General features: G+C 58.0%; 14 protein-coding genes. 10 read left to right on the top strand and 4 right to left on the bottom strand.

Annotated features, from left to right (window positions below; genetic code table 11):
- Nucleotides 1-12: 12 nt before the first annotated feature.
- Both EHN06_RS07335 and EHN06_RS07340 read left to right on the top strand, forming a co-directional pair.
- The gene (locus EHN06_RS07335) at nt 13-1,200 is read left to right on the top strand and encodes a tRNA-queuosine alpha-mannosyltransferase domain-containing protein (protein ID WP_127331555.1); all 1,188 of its coding nucleotides are present in this window, start codon (nt 13-15) and stop codon (nt 1,198-1,200) included.
- Complete coding sequence (locus EHN06_RS07340; RefSeq protein ID WP_228257469.1) at nt 1,175-2,140, top strand: NAD(P)H-quinone oxidoreductase; 966 nt, start codon at nt 1,175-1,177, stop codon at nt 2,138-2,140. The genes EHN06_RS07335 and EHN06_RS07340 overlap by 26 nt, the downstream gene beginning before the upstream one ends.
- 109 nt (nt 2,141-2,249) lie before the next feature.
- On the opposite strand, the gene EHN06_RS07345 is transcribed toward EHN06_RS07340, so the two are convergent.
- Nucleotides 2,250-3,275, bottom strand: a complete 1,026-nt coding sequence (locus EHN06_RS07345; protein WP_127331559.1) for an NADP-dependent oxidoreductase — start codon at nt 3,273-3,275, stop codon at nt 2,250-2,252.
- 175 nt (nt 3,276-3,450) lie between these two features.
- Here EHN06_RS07345 and EHN06_RS07350 point away from each other — a divergent pair, with 175 nt between their 5' ends.
- From EHN06_RS07350 to EHN06_RS21400, 6 genes are all read left to right on the top strand, one after another.
- Entirely contained in the window at nt 3,451-5,523 is a 2,073-nt protein-coding gene (locus EHN06_RS07350; RefSeq protein WP_127334380.1) for a type VI secretion system Vgr family protein, read from the top strand.
- Nucleotides 5,520-6,350: a DUF4123 domain-containing protein gene (locus tag EHN06_RS07355; protein ID WP_127331561.1), complete on the top strand. Its 831-nt coding sequence runs from the start codon at nt 5,520-5,522 to the stop codon at nt 6,348-6,350. Before EHN06_RS07350 ends, EHN06_RS07355 begins: the two co-directional genes overlap by 4 nt.
- Nucleotides 6,347-9,880: a toxin VasX gene (locus EHN06_RS07360; RefSeq protein WP_127331563.1), complete on the top strand. Its 3,534-nt coding sequence runs from the start codon at nt 6,347-6,349 to the stop codon at nt 9,878-9,880. The genes EHN06_RS07355 and EHN06_RS07360 overlap by 4 nt, the downstream gene beginning before the upstream one ends.
- 287 nt (nt 9,881-10,167) lie before the next feature.
- Nucleotides 10,168-11,001, top strand: coding sequence for a hypothetical protein (locus EHN06_RS07365; RefSeq protein ID WP_228257429.1), 834 nt, complete (start codon nt 10,168-10,170; stop codon nt 10,999-11,001).
- 446 nt (nt 11,002-11,447) lie between these two features.
- Nucleotides 11,448-11,774: a hypothetical protein gene (locus EHN06_RS07370; RefSeq protein WP_127331567.1), complete on the top strand. Its 327-nt coding sequence runs from the start codon at nt 11,448-11,450 to the stop codon at nt 11,772-11,774.
- A gap of 465 nt (nt 11,775-12,239) precedes the next feature.
- Entirely contained in the window at nt 12,240-12,899 is a 660-nt protein-coding gene (locus EHN06_RS21400) for a hypothetical protein (RefSeq protein ID WP_228257430.1), read from the top strand.
- Between the two features lie 128 nt (nt 12,900-13,027).
- Here the strand turns inward: EHN06_RS21400 and EHN06_RS07380 are convergent, their stop codons facing one another.
- On the bottom strand, nt 13,028-13,900 hold the full coding sequence (locus EHN06_RS07380; protein ID WP_127331569.1) for a substrate-binding periplasmic protein: 873 nt from the start codon (nt 13,898-13,900) through the stop codon (nt 13,028-13,030).
- Between the two features lie 255 nt (nt 13,901-14,155).
- Nucleotides 14,156-14,377, bottom strand: coding sequence for a hypothetical protein (locus tag EHN06_RS21405; protein ID WP_228257431.1), 222 nt, complete (start codon nt 14,375-14,377; stop codon nt 14,156-14,158).
- A gap of 48 nt (nt 14,378-14,425) precedes the next feature.
- On the opposite strand from EHN06_RS21405, the gene EHN06_RS07385 reads away from it, so the two are divergent.
- A complete protein-coding gene (locus EHN06_RS07385; protein ID WP_228257432.1) occupies nt 14,426-15,310 on the top strand; it encodes a GGDEF domain-containing protein in 885 nt (294 codons plus the stop codon).
- Between the two features lie 11 nt (nt 15,311-15,321).
- Here the strand turns inward: EHN06_RS07385 and EHN06_RS07390 are convergent, their stop codons facing one another.
- The gene (locus tag EHN06_RS07390) at nt 15,322-16,173 is read right to left on the bottom strand and encodes a DUF1853 family protein (RefSeq protein WP_265936918.1); all 852 of its coding nucleotides are present in this window, start codon (nt 16,171-16,173) and stop codon (nt 15,322-15,324) included.
- A 133-nt stretch (nt 16,174-16,306) separates the two neighbouring features.
- Here EHN06_RS07390 and EHN06_RS07395 point away from each other — a divergent pair, with 133 nt between their 5' ends.
- Nucleotides 16,307-16,747, top strand: coding sequence for a VOC family protein (locus EHN06_RS07395; RefSeq protein WP_127331575.1), 441 nt, complete (start codon nt 16,307-16,309; stop codon nt 16,745-16,747).
- Nucleotides 16,748-16,835 lie beyond the last annotated feature (88 nt).

A 16,835-nucleotide genomic window follows, 5' to 3' on the forward strand; every position in this document is an offset into this window, starting at 1 on the left:
CAGAATGCGGCCATGCTCAAGCAACCGCAATCATCATCAAAACCACGAGTACTTCTGCTCTCAGCCTACGATGCCGGCAGCCACAAACGCTGGCGGGAACAACTGGTCGCCAGCCAGCCGGCATTTGACTGGCATGTGCTTGCCTTGCCGCCCCGGTTTTTCCGCTGGCGGATTCGCGGTAACGCGCTGACCTGGCTGCAGGAACCTTCCCTTCAGGAGCACTGGGATCTACTGCTGGTGACATCCATGGTGGATCTGGCGTCCATTCGCGGCTTCCATTCCCATCTCGCCCGTACCCCGGCCTTGCTCTACATGCACGAGAACCAGTTTGCCTATCCGGATTCCGGCAAGCAGCACTCCAGCGCTGAGCCTAAAATGGTCAACTTGTACAGCGCGGTTGCTGCGGATGGCGTGGTGTTCAACAGCGAATGGAACCGGGACAGTTTTCTGAGTGAAGCCCATGATTTTCTCGACAAGCTGCCCGACGGCCTGCCCGATGGCGTGATTCGCCAGATACGGGACAAGTCCCGAGTGATTCCCGTGCCGATAGAGGACTACCTGTTCCGGGAACGCACCACCCCGCATAATTTCTCTTGTCCACATTTGTTGTGGAATCACCGCTGGGAGTACGACAAGTCCCCGGACCGGCTGTTGTTGTTGCTCGACCGGCTGGTGGAGATGGGCCAGGAATTCCGCGTCAGTGTGGTGGGCGAGCAATTCCGCAATCAGCCCCGGGTGTTTGAGGAGATATGGAGCCGCCATCGCAGCCGGCTGGTGCTCTGGGGCTTTATGGAAAGCCGGGAAGCATACGACAGGCTGTTGCATGAAGCCGATGTGGTGGTGTCCACCGCCCTGCATGATTTTCAGGGGCTGTCGATGCTGGAGGCCATGGCCTCCGGCTGTCTGGCGCTGGCGCCGGACCGGCTGGCGTATCCGGAGTATGTTCCGGCCTCCCAGCGCTATACCAGCCTGGTCGGTGATCCGCGGCAGGAAGCTCGTTGTGCTGCTGACACCCTGATGTCACTGCTGGAGCAGAAACCGGCAGTGAAGCCACCATGTGAATGGCGTCTTACGGAATTGAAACGCAGCTATCACGATGCCATCTATGTCACCATGCGCAGTGACGCGGTATGCTCAAGCAATCAAGAACGAACCACCGGAGCGTGCGAATATGATGAAGGCGATCAAGGTTGTCGGTGAGACTCTGAGCTGGGGGGAGTGTGAGGCTCCCTCCGAGCTGCCAGAAGACCATGTCAGCATCAATGTGGCATGGACCGCTATCAATCGTGCTGATCTGATGCAGAGGGCTGGTGTTTATCCACCGCCTCCGGGTGCCTCGGAGATTCTGGGTCTGGAAGTGAGCGGCACCATCGCCGACGTTGGTGAAGGTGTGACGGGCTTCATGCCGGGGGATGAAGTCTGCGCGTTGCTCACCGGTGGAGGGTATGCCACCAAGGTTGTCGTGCCAGCAGTCCAGGTGTTACCGATTCCGGAGGGCCTGTCTCTCAGGCAGGCTGCGGCGGTGCCGGAGGTGTTTGCGACAACTTGGTTGAATCTCTATCTGGAAGCGGGTTTACAGCCCGGAGAAAAAGTCCTGCTTCACGCAGCCGGCAGTGGCCTGGGTACGGCTGTTATACAGCTGGCCACAGCGTTTGGTAATCCGGTGTTTGCCACCGCGGGCGATAACGGAAAGCTGGCTGTTTGCCAGAAACTCGGAGCCACCGGTATCTGGAACCGGACTGACGGCTCGTTCGTGGATGCGGTCCGCAAATGGGGTGGTATCGATATGGTGCTGGACCCGGTGGGCGGTAGTTACATTGGTGATAACCAGAAAGTGTTGAACGTGGATGGCCGAATCCTTTTGATTGGCCTGATGGGGGGGCGCACCGCCGAAGTGGATCTTGGCCTGATGCTGGTGAAGCGTCATCGTCTGATAGGATCCACCCTGCGGTCGCGCCCCGTGGCGGTCAAAGGGGAGGTTATGCAAGCGCTCTATCGTCACGTCTGGCCCTTGCTGAGTTCCGGGCAGATTGAGCCGGTTATTGATTGTGAGTGGCCCATTGAAGAGACTGCCGAAGCCATGGCCTACGTGGCCGCCAACAAGAACACTGGCAAAGTGTTGTTAAACGTTAATGGCTAAGTCAATGTAGGTCGGATTTGCAAAGCGTAATCCGACTAACCCGACCTACGCAGGGGCTATGCCGTAGGTCGGATTAGCGTAAGCGTAATCCGACAACCCCTAAATCAGATCAGTCCGCAACACGAACCAGCTGCTTCCCGAAGTTCTGCCCCTTCAGCATCCCCTTGAACGCCTCAACGGCATTGTCCAGCCCCTCGGCAATGGTCTCACGATACTTAAGCTCACCGTTGGCAATCCGATCCGCCAGAATGCCGGTGGTTTCCTGATGCCTATCCTGCCACTCGGTCACCAGGAAGAAGCGATGCTCGGGTACCGGGTCCAGCGCTTTCAGGACGTGGAAAGGCGTCTCGACAGAGGTCATATCGCTGGCGTTGTAAGCGGACACGTAACCACAGATGGGCACGCGAGCCCCCGGGTTCAGTAGCGGAGCAACCGCGTGGGTCACGGCTCCGCCAACATTCTCGAAATAGATGTCGATGCCGTCAGGGCAGGCCGCTTTCAGGTCCTCTTCAAGATTCCCAGCCTTGTAATCGACACAGGCATCGAAGCCCAGCTCCTCAACCACGAATCGGCATTTTTCCGAACCGCCGGCCACGCCCACCACGCGGCAGCCTTCTTTTTTAGCGGTCTGGCCAACCACCGTGCCAACAGGACCTGACGCGGCGGACACCACCACGGTTTCGCCCGCTTCGGGTTTACCGACGTACATCAGGCCGCAGTAGCCGGTGCGACCGGGCATGCCCGCCACGCCGAGATAGGTCTGCAGGGGAACATTGTCCTGCTGGTTGATTTTGTAAACCTTTGGTGTGTCGGCCGGGAAAGTCACGTATTCCTGCCAGCCGGAGTAGCAGGTCACCAGATCACCCACCTTGAACTTGTCCGAACGGGATTCCACGATCCTCGCGACGCTTTCACCGACAATCACCTCATCAATGGCGATGGGATCCATGTAACTCTTGGCGTCGTTCATGCGCGGGCGCATGTAGGGATCCAGTGACAACCACAGGACCTGGGCCACTACTTCTCCCTCGTTGGGTGGCCGGACAGGGCGTTCTTCCATAACAAGGTCGCCATCCTGGATTTCGCCCTGCGGACGCTGTTTGAGCACGATTGCATGATTCTTGTAGTCGTTCACTGATGTTCTCCGGTTGCATAATGAAACCAGATTAGAGTGCAGCAGAATGGGTTTGGGGTCAACCTCGCAACTCAGGATGTCCGGGGTTACATTCCTGAGCCCGATCGTTATAATCGGGCACGCTCAGGACGAGCGATTGATGGAACCAACACCACACTCTTCAGGGACCGAAGACATGCCCCAGGCAAGCGGACTGCAGTTCACCGCCACCATTGGCGGATTTTCCTCTGATCATTTCTCCGTGGTCGGCTTCGAGCTGACCGAAGCCCTGTCCGATCTGTGTCACGGCAAGCTCGAACTGGCCAGCACCGATCCGTCGGTGGCAGCGATGGATGTGCTGGAACAGGCGGTGGATCTGGTGATCTGGCAGGACGGCGCGCCCCTGCGGCGCTTCACCGGCGTGGTCAACGAATTCGCCCGCGGCGATACCGGCCACCGCCGCACCCGCTACGAAGTCATCGTCCAGCCCCCGCTGTGGCGCCTGGGCCTGATGCACAACAGCCGCATCTTCCAGACCCGGACCAGCGACGCCATCGTGCGCACCCTGCTGGAAGAGCGGGGCATCGTCGATACCGTGTTCGATCTCAAGCGCGACCCGCAGGAACGGGAATACTGCGTCCAGCATCGGGAAAGCGACCTGGATTTTGTAGCTAGACTGGCCGCCGAGGAAGGCTGGCACTACCGCTACCACCACGGCTCCGTCGACGGCGAGGAACAGCCGGCCCTGATCATCGCCGACCACCACGGCGACGCCCCGAAACTGGACCCGGTGACCTACAGCGGCAAGGCCGGCGGCAGCACCCGAACGCCCTGTGTGTTCCGTTTCGCCCACCAGGAACGGGTCCGCGCCAGCGCCGTGGCGCTGAAGGATTACACCTTCCAGAACCCCGCCTACGCGCTGATGCACGACAGGGCCGCTGGCGATGTCCAGCACCGGGAAGACTACCAGCACTACGACTACCCCGGCCGCTTCAAGGCTGACGCCAGCGGCCAGCCCTTCACCGAGGCCCGGCTGGACGCCCTGAGACACGACGCCAGCACCGCCCGTGGCAAGAGCAACCGCGCCGACTTCACCGCCGGCGCCAAGGTCACCCTGACCGACCACGACAGCGATGCCCTGAACCGGGAATGGCTGCTGACCGCCATCACCCACACCGGCAAACAGCCCCAGGCGCTGGAAGAAGAGGGCGGGGCCGAGCCCACCAGTTACAGCAACCAGTTCAACGCCATCCCCGCCGACCGCACCTGGCGCTCGCAAATCAAACACCGCCCAAGAATGGACGGCCCGCAGATGGCGATGGTCACCGGCCCGGACAGCGAGGAAATCCATTGCGACGAACACGGCCGGGTGAAAGTCAGATTCCCCTGGGACCGCTATTCAAAGAATGATGAACATTCCAGCGCCTGGCTGCGGGTCAGCCAGGGCTGGGCCGGCGGCCAGTACGGCTTCATGGCCATCCCGAGAATCGGCCACGAAGTCATTGTCTCCTTCCTGGACGGCGACCCGGACCAGCCGATCATCACCGGCCGCACCTACCACGCCACCAACACCCCGCCGTACGCGCTGCCGGAACACAAGACCCGCACCACCCTGAAGACCCAGACCCACAAGGGCGAGGGCAGCAACGAACTGCGGTTCGAGGACGAAGCCGACAAGGAACAGATCTACGTCCACGCCCAGAAAGACCTGGACCTGCTGGCCGAGAACAACCGCACCGAGGTCATCCGCAACGACAGCCACCTCACCGTCGACAACCACCGCAAGGCCCACATCAAGGGCAATGATCACGTCACGGTGGGTGGTGAGAAGCGGGAGTCCGTCGGCGGTGACTGCAGCCAGAGCGTCGGCGGCACTTTCCACCAAAAGTCTGCCAAAGGGACCCTCAGCGAAGCCGGAACCGAAGTGCACCATAAAGCAGGAGCTAAAGTGGTGTTGGACGCAGGCGCGGAACTCACCATATCCGCCGGCGGCAGTCTGCTGAAACTGGACCCGAGTGGTGTGACGCTGGTGGGGGCGGGAATCAAGATTAATTCCGGTGGGGCGCCGGGGAGTGGTTCGGGCCAGGGTGTAGTGATGGCGGAGATGCCACAGGTTATTGAAGGCGATCAGCCCCATGTCCCCGAGCGGGAGGCATTGGCGGAGGTCGAACAGCGGGAAAACGCTCCGGCAATCAATGTAGAGTCCCAGGTTGCGGCACTCCGGAAGGGGAATGCGACCTGCCCGGTTTGTGAGGAGCTGAATTCATGAATCAGGATTGCTGGCCCGTGTCGGAGTCGCCGTTTACCCATGTTCACTGGCCTGACCATCAGCCCGTTGGGCTTGTTCTGGACGGTGTCGCTATCCCCGGGCTCGGTGAACAGATATACCAGTGGGCCGGTGGCCACCCCTTTATCGCGGAGTGCCTGTACGTTGCAACCCGCTGGGAGGCGGTTTCGGACCTGTCCCCCTGGCTTGTATGGCTCAGTGGACCGGAAGACCCGGTGCTGCAAGGGTTTCTGGAACAGGGGGCTGTGCAGGAGCAGGGGTATCTGCTGGTTTCAGCCACAGACCGTGCAACCTGTACCCTCTGGATGCGGTCTCACCTGCAGGTGGAAATGGCGCCGGGCTGCGATGAACTGGTGCGCATTGCCCATCCGGCGTTGGCCAGAACGGTGATCGGGGGCAACCTGCCCCGTTTCCCCACCAGGGCCGTGGATCGGTTGATTGTTCCGGATCGTATCAGCGAACAGTGGCACCTCGTCGAGCCTCCGGCTGTTCAGCCAGACGGCACAGGTGACCAGCCCGGAAAAATGATGGCCTCGCCGGACTTGAAGGGAGCTTTCGAAGCCTTCAATCGACGCAAAAGCGCACTGCAGATATGGAACAACCTGGATGAGTCGGTGCGCAACCAGTTGGGTGGCCCTGATTTGAGGGATGTCTACCCGGCACTCGGGAAAATACTGGAAGAGGCACTTGGCAGCGGGTGCAACAACTTGCGTGAGGTGATGCAATTCCTGTTCGCAACATTGCCACGACAAGCCGATAGCAATGCCGTGACGGAAGCGGCCCCCCATTGGATCAAGGATGAACAATGACACGGATACAACGCCCCACTGACGACCGGACAAGCAACGATCTTTTGTGCTGGGAACAGCCAGGCACCCCCATTGATGAGCCCGCTTCATGCCCATTGTTGAAAACCGTGCATCTGCTGCCCATCCGGTATGGCCGGGTGGAAGTTGCGCCCGCCGATACAGATCCTGGGTACCCTTACTCACTGACCTCCCGCCCTCTCGGTTACCGTCTACTGAGGCATGGCTACCTTTATATACTGGACGCGGATGCCGGGGAGCTCCACGAGTACCTGCATGAAAATGGTGAACTGACGGGCCACAACGACGGCAAGCTGGAGTACCCGAAGCAGCACACCCTGTATGTTTGCTTCACTGATGTGGCCCTGACCGAACGAAAGAAAGCCCAGATACTTGACAGCGAGGAGGAACGGGCGCACTTCATGCAGGAAATCGACCTGGCCAGTGCCTCTCCAGTCAGCGGCGGCAAGCACCTGTTGACGCCCGAACAGGCCAAACAATGGGTGGCTGAATTTGCCGAAGACTATACGCCAGATGCCCCCGAAGACGGTCACCCCCAGGAAAGCGAGCCCTACCATTGGGAGAACCAGCCCTACTACCACAAGACCCGATTTGGCAAGTTGATCAAGCAGCAGGCCGTGGAAGACCCGGACAATTGCCTGTGCCTGGTGCTGCGGGACGACGTGGGCGTGATGCTGGACCTGGCTCAGCATCAGGATGATGTGGTGGGGTGGCTTGACGAATGGGCATCGAGCGGTGAGCAGCCCGGGGACACCGAGCGGGATTATGTCCTGGGCACGGTTATCGAGTCGATGACGGTGGTGGACGGAACTGCGGTACTTGGTGCCATCCGCCAGCGTTCAGATGATCAATCAAAGGCGATGTTCACAGATATAGAGGCGCTTGAAGAGGACAAAAGAACAAGCACTCTGCAGGCGCTGACGGACTGGTTGAACACAGACAGCGGCGATGGGCGTGGTGTAGGTCCGACCTCGCAAGATCACCCCGCGGAACTGAAAGCCCGGCTGGATGCAATTCGCTCAGAGGCGAGCCGTACAAACTACCTGGAGGTCGCCGACCGACTGAACTGGACGACCGAGGATTACTACACTCGTGAGGCATTAACCGGTGTTGACCAGGGGTTTGTCGATAAGCACATCGACACCATCAAGACCCTCAAGAAAACACACAATGAAAACCTGAGGGTCGCCCTTGACGGCGCCGGATTCGGCAAACAGGGCGTCAACGAGTTGATTGATCGGCCCAGGATGGAAGCGTTCATGGCGGCCCAGCGCCCGAAGCTTGCGCGCTGGCAGACCGAATTGGCCCTGATCACCGAAGACCGGGCCACCCTCTTTTGCGACAGCCGTTATCACCGGGCCGCCTGGTATTTCGACCTTGAGGATGAAGCCCAGGTTAATGCCGCGCTTACCCTGGAGGGGTTGTGTATCAAGGATGTGTGCCGGACAGACGAAGCGGCGGAGCGAGTTGCACAGTGGATGCAGGAGCACCCGCAGTACACCCGCCCCATGTTCCACACCCTACCGCTGGCGGACCAGTCACCCGACAAGGAACCGATGACAACCTACGCCAGCATCCTGGGAGCCGGCTATAACATCGTGGTTAAGGCGAAGGAATACGGCGACTCACTGGTCAACGCGGAAGCCGGGCGGCTGCCGGCGCTGGACAGGATGTCAGAGGATATACGGCTCAGCGCCGCTGCCATCGGCGACGCCCTGTCGCCGGCTATCTCCAACAGCATGGCCCGCACCATGGAACAGTTGTACCAGGGATTAGAGTCCGAGCGGTTGCCATCCATGGACAGGATATTCCGGGATTTGCCCTTCTTCCTGAAGGGGAAAATGCTGGATGCCGCCAACAGCGGAAAGGTTGAATTCAGAGTGTCGTCTGCGGAAGAACTGACGGCATTCCGGGATAATCTCCATAAAATCATGCAACTCAACAATCAGTTGGGTGACATTTCCAGTGAGCATGATCGGGTCAAGGCTACCCATGGCCATCTTTCCGAACGAGCTCGCCAACTGGTTGACCAGTTCCATGCGGTACGCGAAGACCAGCGGGTGGTTGGTGAGCGCCTGGCCCGTGGGCTGAGTCCTGTTGACGAAACCGAAGCCAGAATACCGCTTGCCCCACCGGATGAAATGAGTGGTAAGGCGGCCTTGTCGCTAATCCTGCCTGCTGTGGAACAGCGGGAAGTGGGACGGATGATGCAGTCTATCCGCAAAGGCGCAGAGGCCGTTCCGGACATCAATGCCTTGGGGGATGGAATCGGGGTTGCGATTTTCTTTGTGCAGTTAGGATCTTTTCTAAAGGCCTTGGATGCATACTATTCGGAGAAAAATGCATTTGGAACGGGCAGAAAGTCTTTTGCTCCCGTTTTGGAAGCAATATTTGCTTCTGGCTCAGCGGGGTTTGCTTGTGCACAAGGGATCGGAGATTCGGCTTTAGGGGCGAGAGCCAGTCAGCTAGCAAATGCATGGCAGCGGGCTGAGCTCAAAGGTGTCCATGTCCAGATGGGGAAACTCCATGTCGCTTTGGGTGGGTTTGCCTATTTGTTGGGGGCAGCCGGAGCTGGGCTTAGCTTTAACAAACATCGTAACAACTGGTTGGAAGCAGTGAAGGCAGGGAACCAGCAGGCCGAAACCGCAGCGGTTATGGCTATGGTCGGCAGTGGCGGGTTGGTGGCAACCAATACGGTGGGATTGGCCTCGTCGGTCCGTACGGTGGCCCAGGTTGCAGCAGCGGGCCGGCAGGCCGCTATGCAAATCGGGGGCAATGCCATTGAAGCCCGTGCGGCGGTCTGGGCGGCCTCGGGGCCACGGCTTGCCTCCCTGTTTGCCCGCCTGAACCTGGCCGGGCTGTTGTTCACCGTGGTGGAATTGGGCGCTACCTGGTACTACAACTATACCAACCGCAGCCTGCGGGACGACTGGCTCTCCATCACACCCTGGACCAGTGACGAGAGCAGGAACCAAAAGCTCCCTCTTACGGACTACATCGAAGCGCTGGAACGGACCGGCAACGCCATAACCCTGACCCAGGACGGCCAAGCTGATGGAGAGCCCCAGGGCTTTTACCTGAATTGCCACGGCTTGCCTGCCAACGCACTAAAACGCCCCATTGTCGGGCCGCCTGAATATAAGATATCCTTGGCCTGCTGGCTCGTGCAGCCGGAGGAAGGGTGGATTTTTAAAGATCCGGAAACCTGGGTAAGGTCCATGGCCCCGGTGCTGGATAGCCTGCAAATAACCGCGCCTTTGAATTATTTGCAGGTTGGCTTTACTTCGCCGCCCCATGAGAAAACCAGGCATGGTATTGTCACCAGCGAAGTGGCACTGATGGCCAAGGTTGAAACCCGGCAACCCGATGAGCGTTACACAGCAAGTGTCTACATGCTGCGAATCAAGCCGGACAGCAAGTTCCCGCTTCTGCCGGTACAGGAACCACCCAAGGAGCGGGCCATCTGGTGGGAACTGGATTGGCCCTACGCATCGCTGGAGGTTGTTGAATGAAATCCGAGGCTGATTCCAATAGCCCCAGGGCCGGGCGAACTGACAGCTTCCCCAGCGGAACGGTGACATACCTGTCGCCTCTGCCACTGCCGACGGGATTACCGCCCGTTGACCACAGTCAGATCGTTTCAGAGGTGCGCGATGAATACTTGGAGTTGGGGGCATTCTCTCCGAATGTGTTTGGTTGGCAGGTAACCCTGGGTTTGCCAGTGGGGATGCTTATATTCACATGTGTGGTTTTTCCCATCACAATCTTTCTAGGGGGATTAGTTTGGGGAGAGGGGCTGATGGATGCAGTTACGACTACTAGGAATGCCGTTATTTTCAGCATGCCCTACGGGGTGGGTCTCGCTTTGTTCGGCCTGCTGGTTGCTCTGTTCCCCCGCGCTCAAGCCTACTTCAAACTCCGGGGCGTAGTCCCCACCCGTTTCAATCGCCAGCGACGGGAAGTGTGCCTGGTGCCCTCGGATTCCGACACCCCGGTGTTCGTGCCCTGGGAAGAGATCCAGGCCTGGGTGGTCCAGGCCCAGGGGGCAACCCAGTACGGGGTTCAGCGCCAGTACGGCTTCGGGTTCGGTGGTGTTGACCCGAACACGGGGATGGGCACCAGCTTGGAACTGATGAGTGGCGGCCAACCTCTGGCCATCAGCACCTGGGAGGCACTGCGGGCCTATATGGAATACGAGGTCAACGCCCTGGAGGAGATCCAGGACCCTCAGGACCTGCAAAAGCCCGGCGACCCGCTCTGGGAGGGCGCGCATACCTTCCGCAACGCCCGGGAGCGCATGCGTCGGCGCCGCAGAGACGGTGAGGTGGGTCCGACCTATCCATTCTTCTGGTATTGCTACCACCTACTTACCCTGTGGACCCTGCCGAATCATCTAACCGAGTGGGAGGTGCGCAAGGTACAGCGCCTCAACCGTCGGGCCACGCCGAAATCGGTACTACGCTGGTCCGAACCGTTGCCGGAAGCGGAATGGGCCAAGCCCAGCGACGCCTTTAAGCGCCTGAGTCAGAAGGTTCGTGAGAAGCAACAGGCCAGCCCGGGGCGGTTGCCCTATGAAGTCTTTGCGGAGGTGTATGCCGAGGAGGACCGTCAGCCGCTGGCATTAAACATCTGATGAAGCACTAAAACCTTTTCAAGGAGGAAATGATGACAAATAGTGTAAACGCAACCTGCACAGCCTGTAACGGCGACGTTCAGCTAGCACAAGCTGAGCTTGAGCAGCTTGGGAGATCGGAACCCATACCCTGCAGTCAATGTCGGACGATGGTAAAGATCAAGACCGACCCGGGCTCAGAGCGCAGAACAAAGCTATCGGTGCTTACCTTAACTATCGGAGCGGCAATTGTTGCTATTGTGGCGTTAATAAACCTCTTTGGTGACGCTGGTTTTCCGACCTATTTTGTTGCGATCCCGTTCATCCTCATTTCAACGTTTGTGGTGTCCGTCATGAATAAGAGCACTCTAAATTTAGAGAGTGCTGAGTGAGCATGAGCCTGGCCTGAAGGGACAGCCCGGCGGGTTTGGCATAGCGCCTGGTGCATCCAGCCGGGGCGAAGGGGGATGTTCTCCCGACAACCGGAAACCTGGGTACCCTGTACCGGTGCCATCCTGGTTAGCCTGGAGCAGTCGGTCGATACCGGTCACCTGCAACTGGCCTTCAGGCCACCGGACCATGAGAAGACCCAGCACGGCATCCGCACCCGGGATCTGGGCTTGATGGTCAAGCTCGAAACATTGCAAGCAGATGGAGCCTATACCGGTGCCGTTTATATGCTGAAGGTGACTCCGGACACCCAGTACCCCCTGACACCCGTGCAGGAAGCACCGAAAGCTGAGATTACCTGGTGGCGACTCCGCCAGCCACTCATAGTGACGGATGGACTTTAATGGACCCCAAGAATGCCCTGTCAGAACAGTCGCCCCGAGCCGGGTGTTCCGAGCCCTTTCTGAGTGGCCGTCTGACCTTTTTATCCCCCAAACCCCTGCCAACCGGCCTGCCGCCAGTGGATCATGGCCATGCGGTGGGGGAGGTGAATAACGGGTACCTGGATTTTGGAGCGGGGACACCGCCGGTGTTTGGTTGGCAAATGGCGCTTGGCGGGCCCTTTTTTTGTTTTTTTTGGCGCGTTTGGTATTCCGCTTATTTTATCGGGTCTTGCGATCGCTCACGGTAGAGAGCTGGAGACTGCAGCTGAAGTATTCCAGGAGATGTTTGATTATGGATTCTGGATTGCGGTTTGGGGGTGTAGTTTTTTCTTGTTGTTGGGCCTCGGTATCTCGTACCGAGATCACCTGAAGCTGGAATCCATAATCCCCACCCGCTTTAACCGCCAGCGCCGCGAGGTGTGCTTCGTGCCCACGGGTCACCGGGAGCCCATCTTCGTGCCCTGGGAGGAGCTGGTGGCCTGGGTCACCGAGGCCCAGGGGGTGACCGAGTACGGTGTACAGCGCCAGTACGGCTTCGGGGTGGGTTTTCTCCACCCGCAAACCGGCGAGAAATACACCCTGGAATTCCAGACTTATGGCCTGCCCCAGGCTATCAGCAACTGGGAGGCTATTCGGGCCTATATGGAGTATGAGGTGCATACCCTGAAGGAAATCCAGGACCCCCTGGAACTGCAAGGCCCGGACGATCCGCCCTGGGAGGGTGTCCATGTTTTCCGCAATGCCCGCAAACGTCTTCATGAAGAATACCGGGACGGCAAGCGGGGAGTGCTCTACCTGACCGGCTGGTACCTGTACCACCTGATGACCTTCTGGACCCTGCCGAACCGGCTGGTGGAGTGGGAGGTCAGGAAGATCAAGCGCATGAGCCGGAAGACACTGCCCAGAGCCATGGCGGAGTGGTCTGAACCGCTATCGGAAGACCAACGGGCCAAACCCAGCGAGGAACTAAAGCGCCAAAGCAAGCGGGTGTTGGAACTGCAAAAGGCGGATCCGCAAAGGCCAATTACTGAGGTCTTTGTCCAGGTTGGTGAGGAGTTTTCAGGTGAGCCCTCTATGACCGCATGATCAGGCGGTAGCGATACAGAGCGCATTGTACCGATTTACCCGTTTAAATCCTGGACGCTTGGATATGCCCACGTATCGCGAGCTGAGGCCTGAAACCGCCAGTGTTGTATAAGGCTGCTTTACCGTTTCTATGGCCTATCGGTACGACCAGGTGTTGAGCCGCCACACCGCGAGTCTTCATCCTCCACGGTCAAATACCGCACCGGGAGATCCGGCAGGGAGGTAGTAATCAACTCTTCCAACTGGCCGGATTCCCGCAGTTCCTCTAACCCTTCGTTAAATTCTCTGAGATAGCCTTCACTCTCAGGCACACGCCGGGACAGGATCAGATAAAGGTAGTCCGATTGCAGCGGGGTGGTGTGGAAGGTGATTGTGTCACTCAGGTTCAGTTCCTTCAGCATGCTCATGCCTACGGCAGGTTCCATGGGGAAAAGATCGATTCGGCCAGCGGCGAGTTTGCGGAAGTTGACCTGGTCCGAGGTGGTTACATCGGCACTGATGGTGCCGGCGGCCACGGCTTCCTCGAATTCTTCTCCGTAGTTGTAGTCTTGTGTCAGGCCTACGCGGTAGCGTTCCAGGTCTTTTACGTTGTCCCAGTGAAAGTCCATCTCGGTGCGGTGGAACAGTACATAGTTGTGGGCCACGATGGGGTCGCTGAAGTGGAAGTGCTTGAGCATTTCCGGGCGGCAGGTCCAGGCTACCGAGCCATCCCAAAGGCCTTTTTGGGCCAGCATGCGGGCCCGGGACCATGGGAAAAAGCCGTAGGTCACCGGCGTGTCGTGTTTGGCAAAGGCCAGGATCACGATGCGTGAAATTACCCCGTAGTGGGGAGGGCTTTTTTCCATATACGGGGGCCAGTGCCCGTTGGTGAGTCTGATGCCCAGAGGCGGCTCGTCGGCTTTCAGGATCGGGACCAGGGCGCAGAGTAGCACTCCACCCAAAAGCAGCTTGTAGAATTGTTTTACGAATCGCTTGCAGCCGAGCTTTCCTTGCTGAGGCATCTTTCCATCCAGGTACCGTGGTGGGTGTGGACTTCGAAAAGCTGTCCGGAATACGGAATCACCACCGTTAACGAGAGCACGTCAGTTCGTTATATCCAAAGAGTAGCAGGGGTGCTACTCTTTACAACCGTGATTTATGTGACAATGTTTTCGGTTGTTTCTCATCAAAGTTTCTACTATCTCTTCCAGAAGTTCAGCGCTCTGCGGTTAGGGTAGCACGGACGTGCGAACAGTGACTGTCGCGTACAAATATTTTCAGTTTTTCACAATTGCGGTAAGCGAAATCCTGGTTTTCCGGTTAATCTGTTGGTTTCCATTCTGGAAGTTGCCATTTTTATGAGTCAGGCCGGGTCCATTTCCACCAGGGAGCCAATCAGGGAGCCAATCAGGGAACGTCGCCCGCAATTCTGGCAGGTAGCGAAACGCTGTTGTCAGATCGCGGCTACGGTTGATGTCGCTTTTTTCTTTCTCTTCCATCTCCTTGGTTCCCCCATCCTGGCCTGGGTAAACGTAATCAGCGTTACCATGTATATCGTGGCGTACCGGGCGCTGGGCAGGAAACAGAATGGCCTGGCCATTACCCTGATCTGGGCAGAAGTTATTCTTCATGCCGCGCTCGGCGTTGTACTCATCGGCTGGGAGAGCGGCTTTCACTATTATCTGCTGATGTTTATTCCGGCGTTGTTCGTCAGTATGCGATTGCGCGGGGCGGTCGTGGCGTTAGCCGGGCTGTGGAGCTATTACGTCGCGCTATATCTGTTGATGTGGTTTATGAAACCCCTGCAGCCCATAGCGCCCGGGGCCTTGCTTGGCGTTTTCCTGTTTAACCTGAGCGTGGTGTTCGTCATGTTCGGTTATCTTTCCTTTTTCTACCTCACCATGGTGACATCGGCGAACAGGAAATTGCGGCGAATGGCGATAACGGATTCATTAACAGGTCTCTTCAACCGCCGCCACATGACCCATCTGGTCGAAAGGGAGCTGGCGCGTTTTCAGCGAAATCGCCATCCGGTGGCTTTTATTGTGCTCGATATTGACCATTTCAAATCGATCAATGACGAGCATGGCCACGAAACCGGTGACCACGTGCTTGAAGATGTTGCCAGTATTATCAAGGCTCAGTTACGTACCCAGGATCTGGTTGCCCGTTGGGGCGGGGAAGAGTTTCTTGCTGTACTTCCGGATACCAATTTACAAAATGCGCAGGTCAGCGCAGAGCGGGTGCGGGAGGCGCTTCTGACTCAAGACTGGTTGGCACCCAACGGGAAGCGGATTGATATTACCATTAGCGCAGGCGTCAGCGAATTCCGTCGAGACGACGACCTGAACTCCGCCATCAATCGGGCTGATCGTGCGCTTTATCGCAGCAAGGACGGCGGCCGGAACCGGGTAGAACTTGAAGCTGTTTAAAGGGGCTGTCTTTAGCGCTGACTCGGTGTAGCCGGCCAGTTCCCAGGCACCACAAACAGCCGGGATGTCTCCTGCCAGTAGCCGTCCATCGGGGATTGTTCCAGTACCGCAAACAGGCGGGGAATACCGGCTGAACGGACAACCTCCAGTGCTTCCTCGGTCTTCTGATAGTCGGGGGCCTGTTTCTGGCGCCAGGGACCCAGCCAGTGGGGTTTGATCAGCGGAACCCATGTCCTCGTGTCTGTTTTGCCGGCATTCTCTACAAGACCTGCTTCAGGCATCCTGTCCAGATCGTCGATATAGAGCCAGTCACCGCGCAGATGTTCTGACGGAATGTGTTCGGGAGGGGGCAGCGTTTCGCGCAACGGATAGAATAGATAGCCGGGCATGAATATCCGCGGACGGACCGGAGTCCCAATTCCCAGTGAGTCGAGAAGGATTCGGGCTTCAGGTCGCTCAGTCATCTGGCTTTGGTGGCTGATCAGCCGTTGAGATTTGATGTCCAGCCTATCCCTTGCGTTGGGCCCATACCACAGAGCTGTTTCCCGACCCGTCTCAAGGTGACCGAGGTAGAATTTCACGGCAATCTCGTGGTGTTCAACGACATTGTCGGTGGAATTGCGGACAACGAAATCCAGTTCACCCAGGGTAATACCGTTATTTCTGACCGGCCGGTTTTTCAGCAGAATTTCCCAGCCCAGCAGGTCCTGTATCAGGCACTCGTACAGGCGCTCGAAGTAATGTCCCAGGCGCCGGGCAGGCTGCTCTGTCAGCACGGCAGGGCCAAGCCGGGGGGCGCTGTCCCAGGCCTTCAACTGTAGTTCTGTATCCTCTGGCAGGTATTTTTCCGGAGCAAATACCATAGCAGAGCTGATAAGCTGAGGGGCATGACACATCCACGCCAGATGGCGCACGGCTGGAACGCGGTATTGAAGATGGGCTGTGGTTTCAGAATGTTGGTTCATGGTGGCAGGATAACGCAACAGGAGAGGCAATATGCAGTATCTTCACACGATGATTCGGGTCAGCAATCTGGAGCAGACCCTGCACTTTTTCTGCGACTTGCTCGGCATGGTCGAAATCAACCGAAAGAGCAGTGAGAAGGGGCGTTTCACGCTGGTGTTTCTTGCTGCCCCGGAGGACGAGGAACGGGCGAGGGAAGACAAGGCTCCGATGATCGAGCTTACCTATAACTGGGACCCGGAGGAATACTCGGGTGGTCGCAACTTTGGTCACCTCGCCTATCGGGTGGACGATATCTATGCTTTGTGTGAACACCTGCAGGCCAATGGTGTCACCATCAATCGGCCGCCCAGGGATGGCCATATGGCATTCGTTCGCTCACCGGACGGTATTTCTATTGAGTTGCTTCAGAAAGGGGAAGCTCTGGCACCCAGGGAGCCCTGGGCCAGCATGGAAAACACGGGTACTTGGTAGGCTTGTCACGTCGATAAGCATGACGAGGCCGCAATGGGAAACCAGGCGGCTTTACGCTAGAATTCGCGAAACGTTCAACCAAGGATGA

Origin of the sequence: Marinobacter sp. NP-4(2019), assembly GCF_003994855.1 — a bacterium.
Classification (GTDB): Bacteria; Pseudomonadota; Gammaproteobacteria; order Pseudomonadales; family Oleiphilaceae; genus Marinobacter.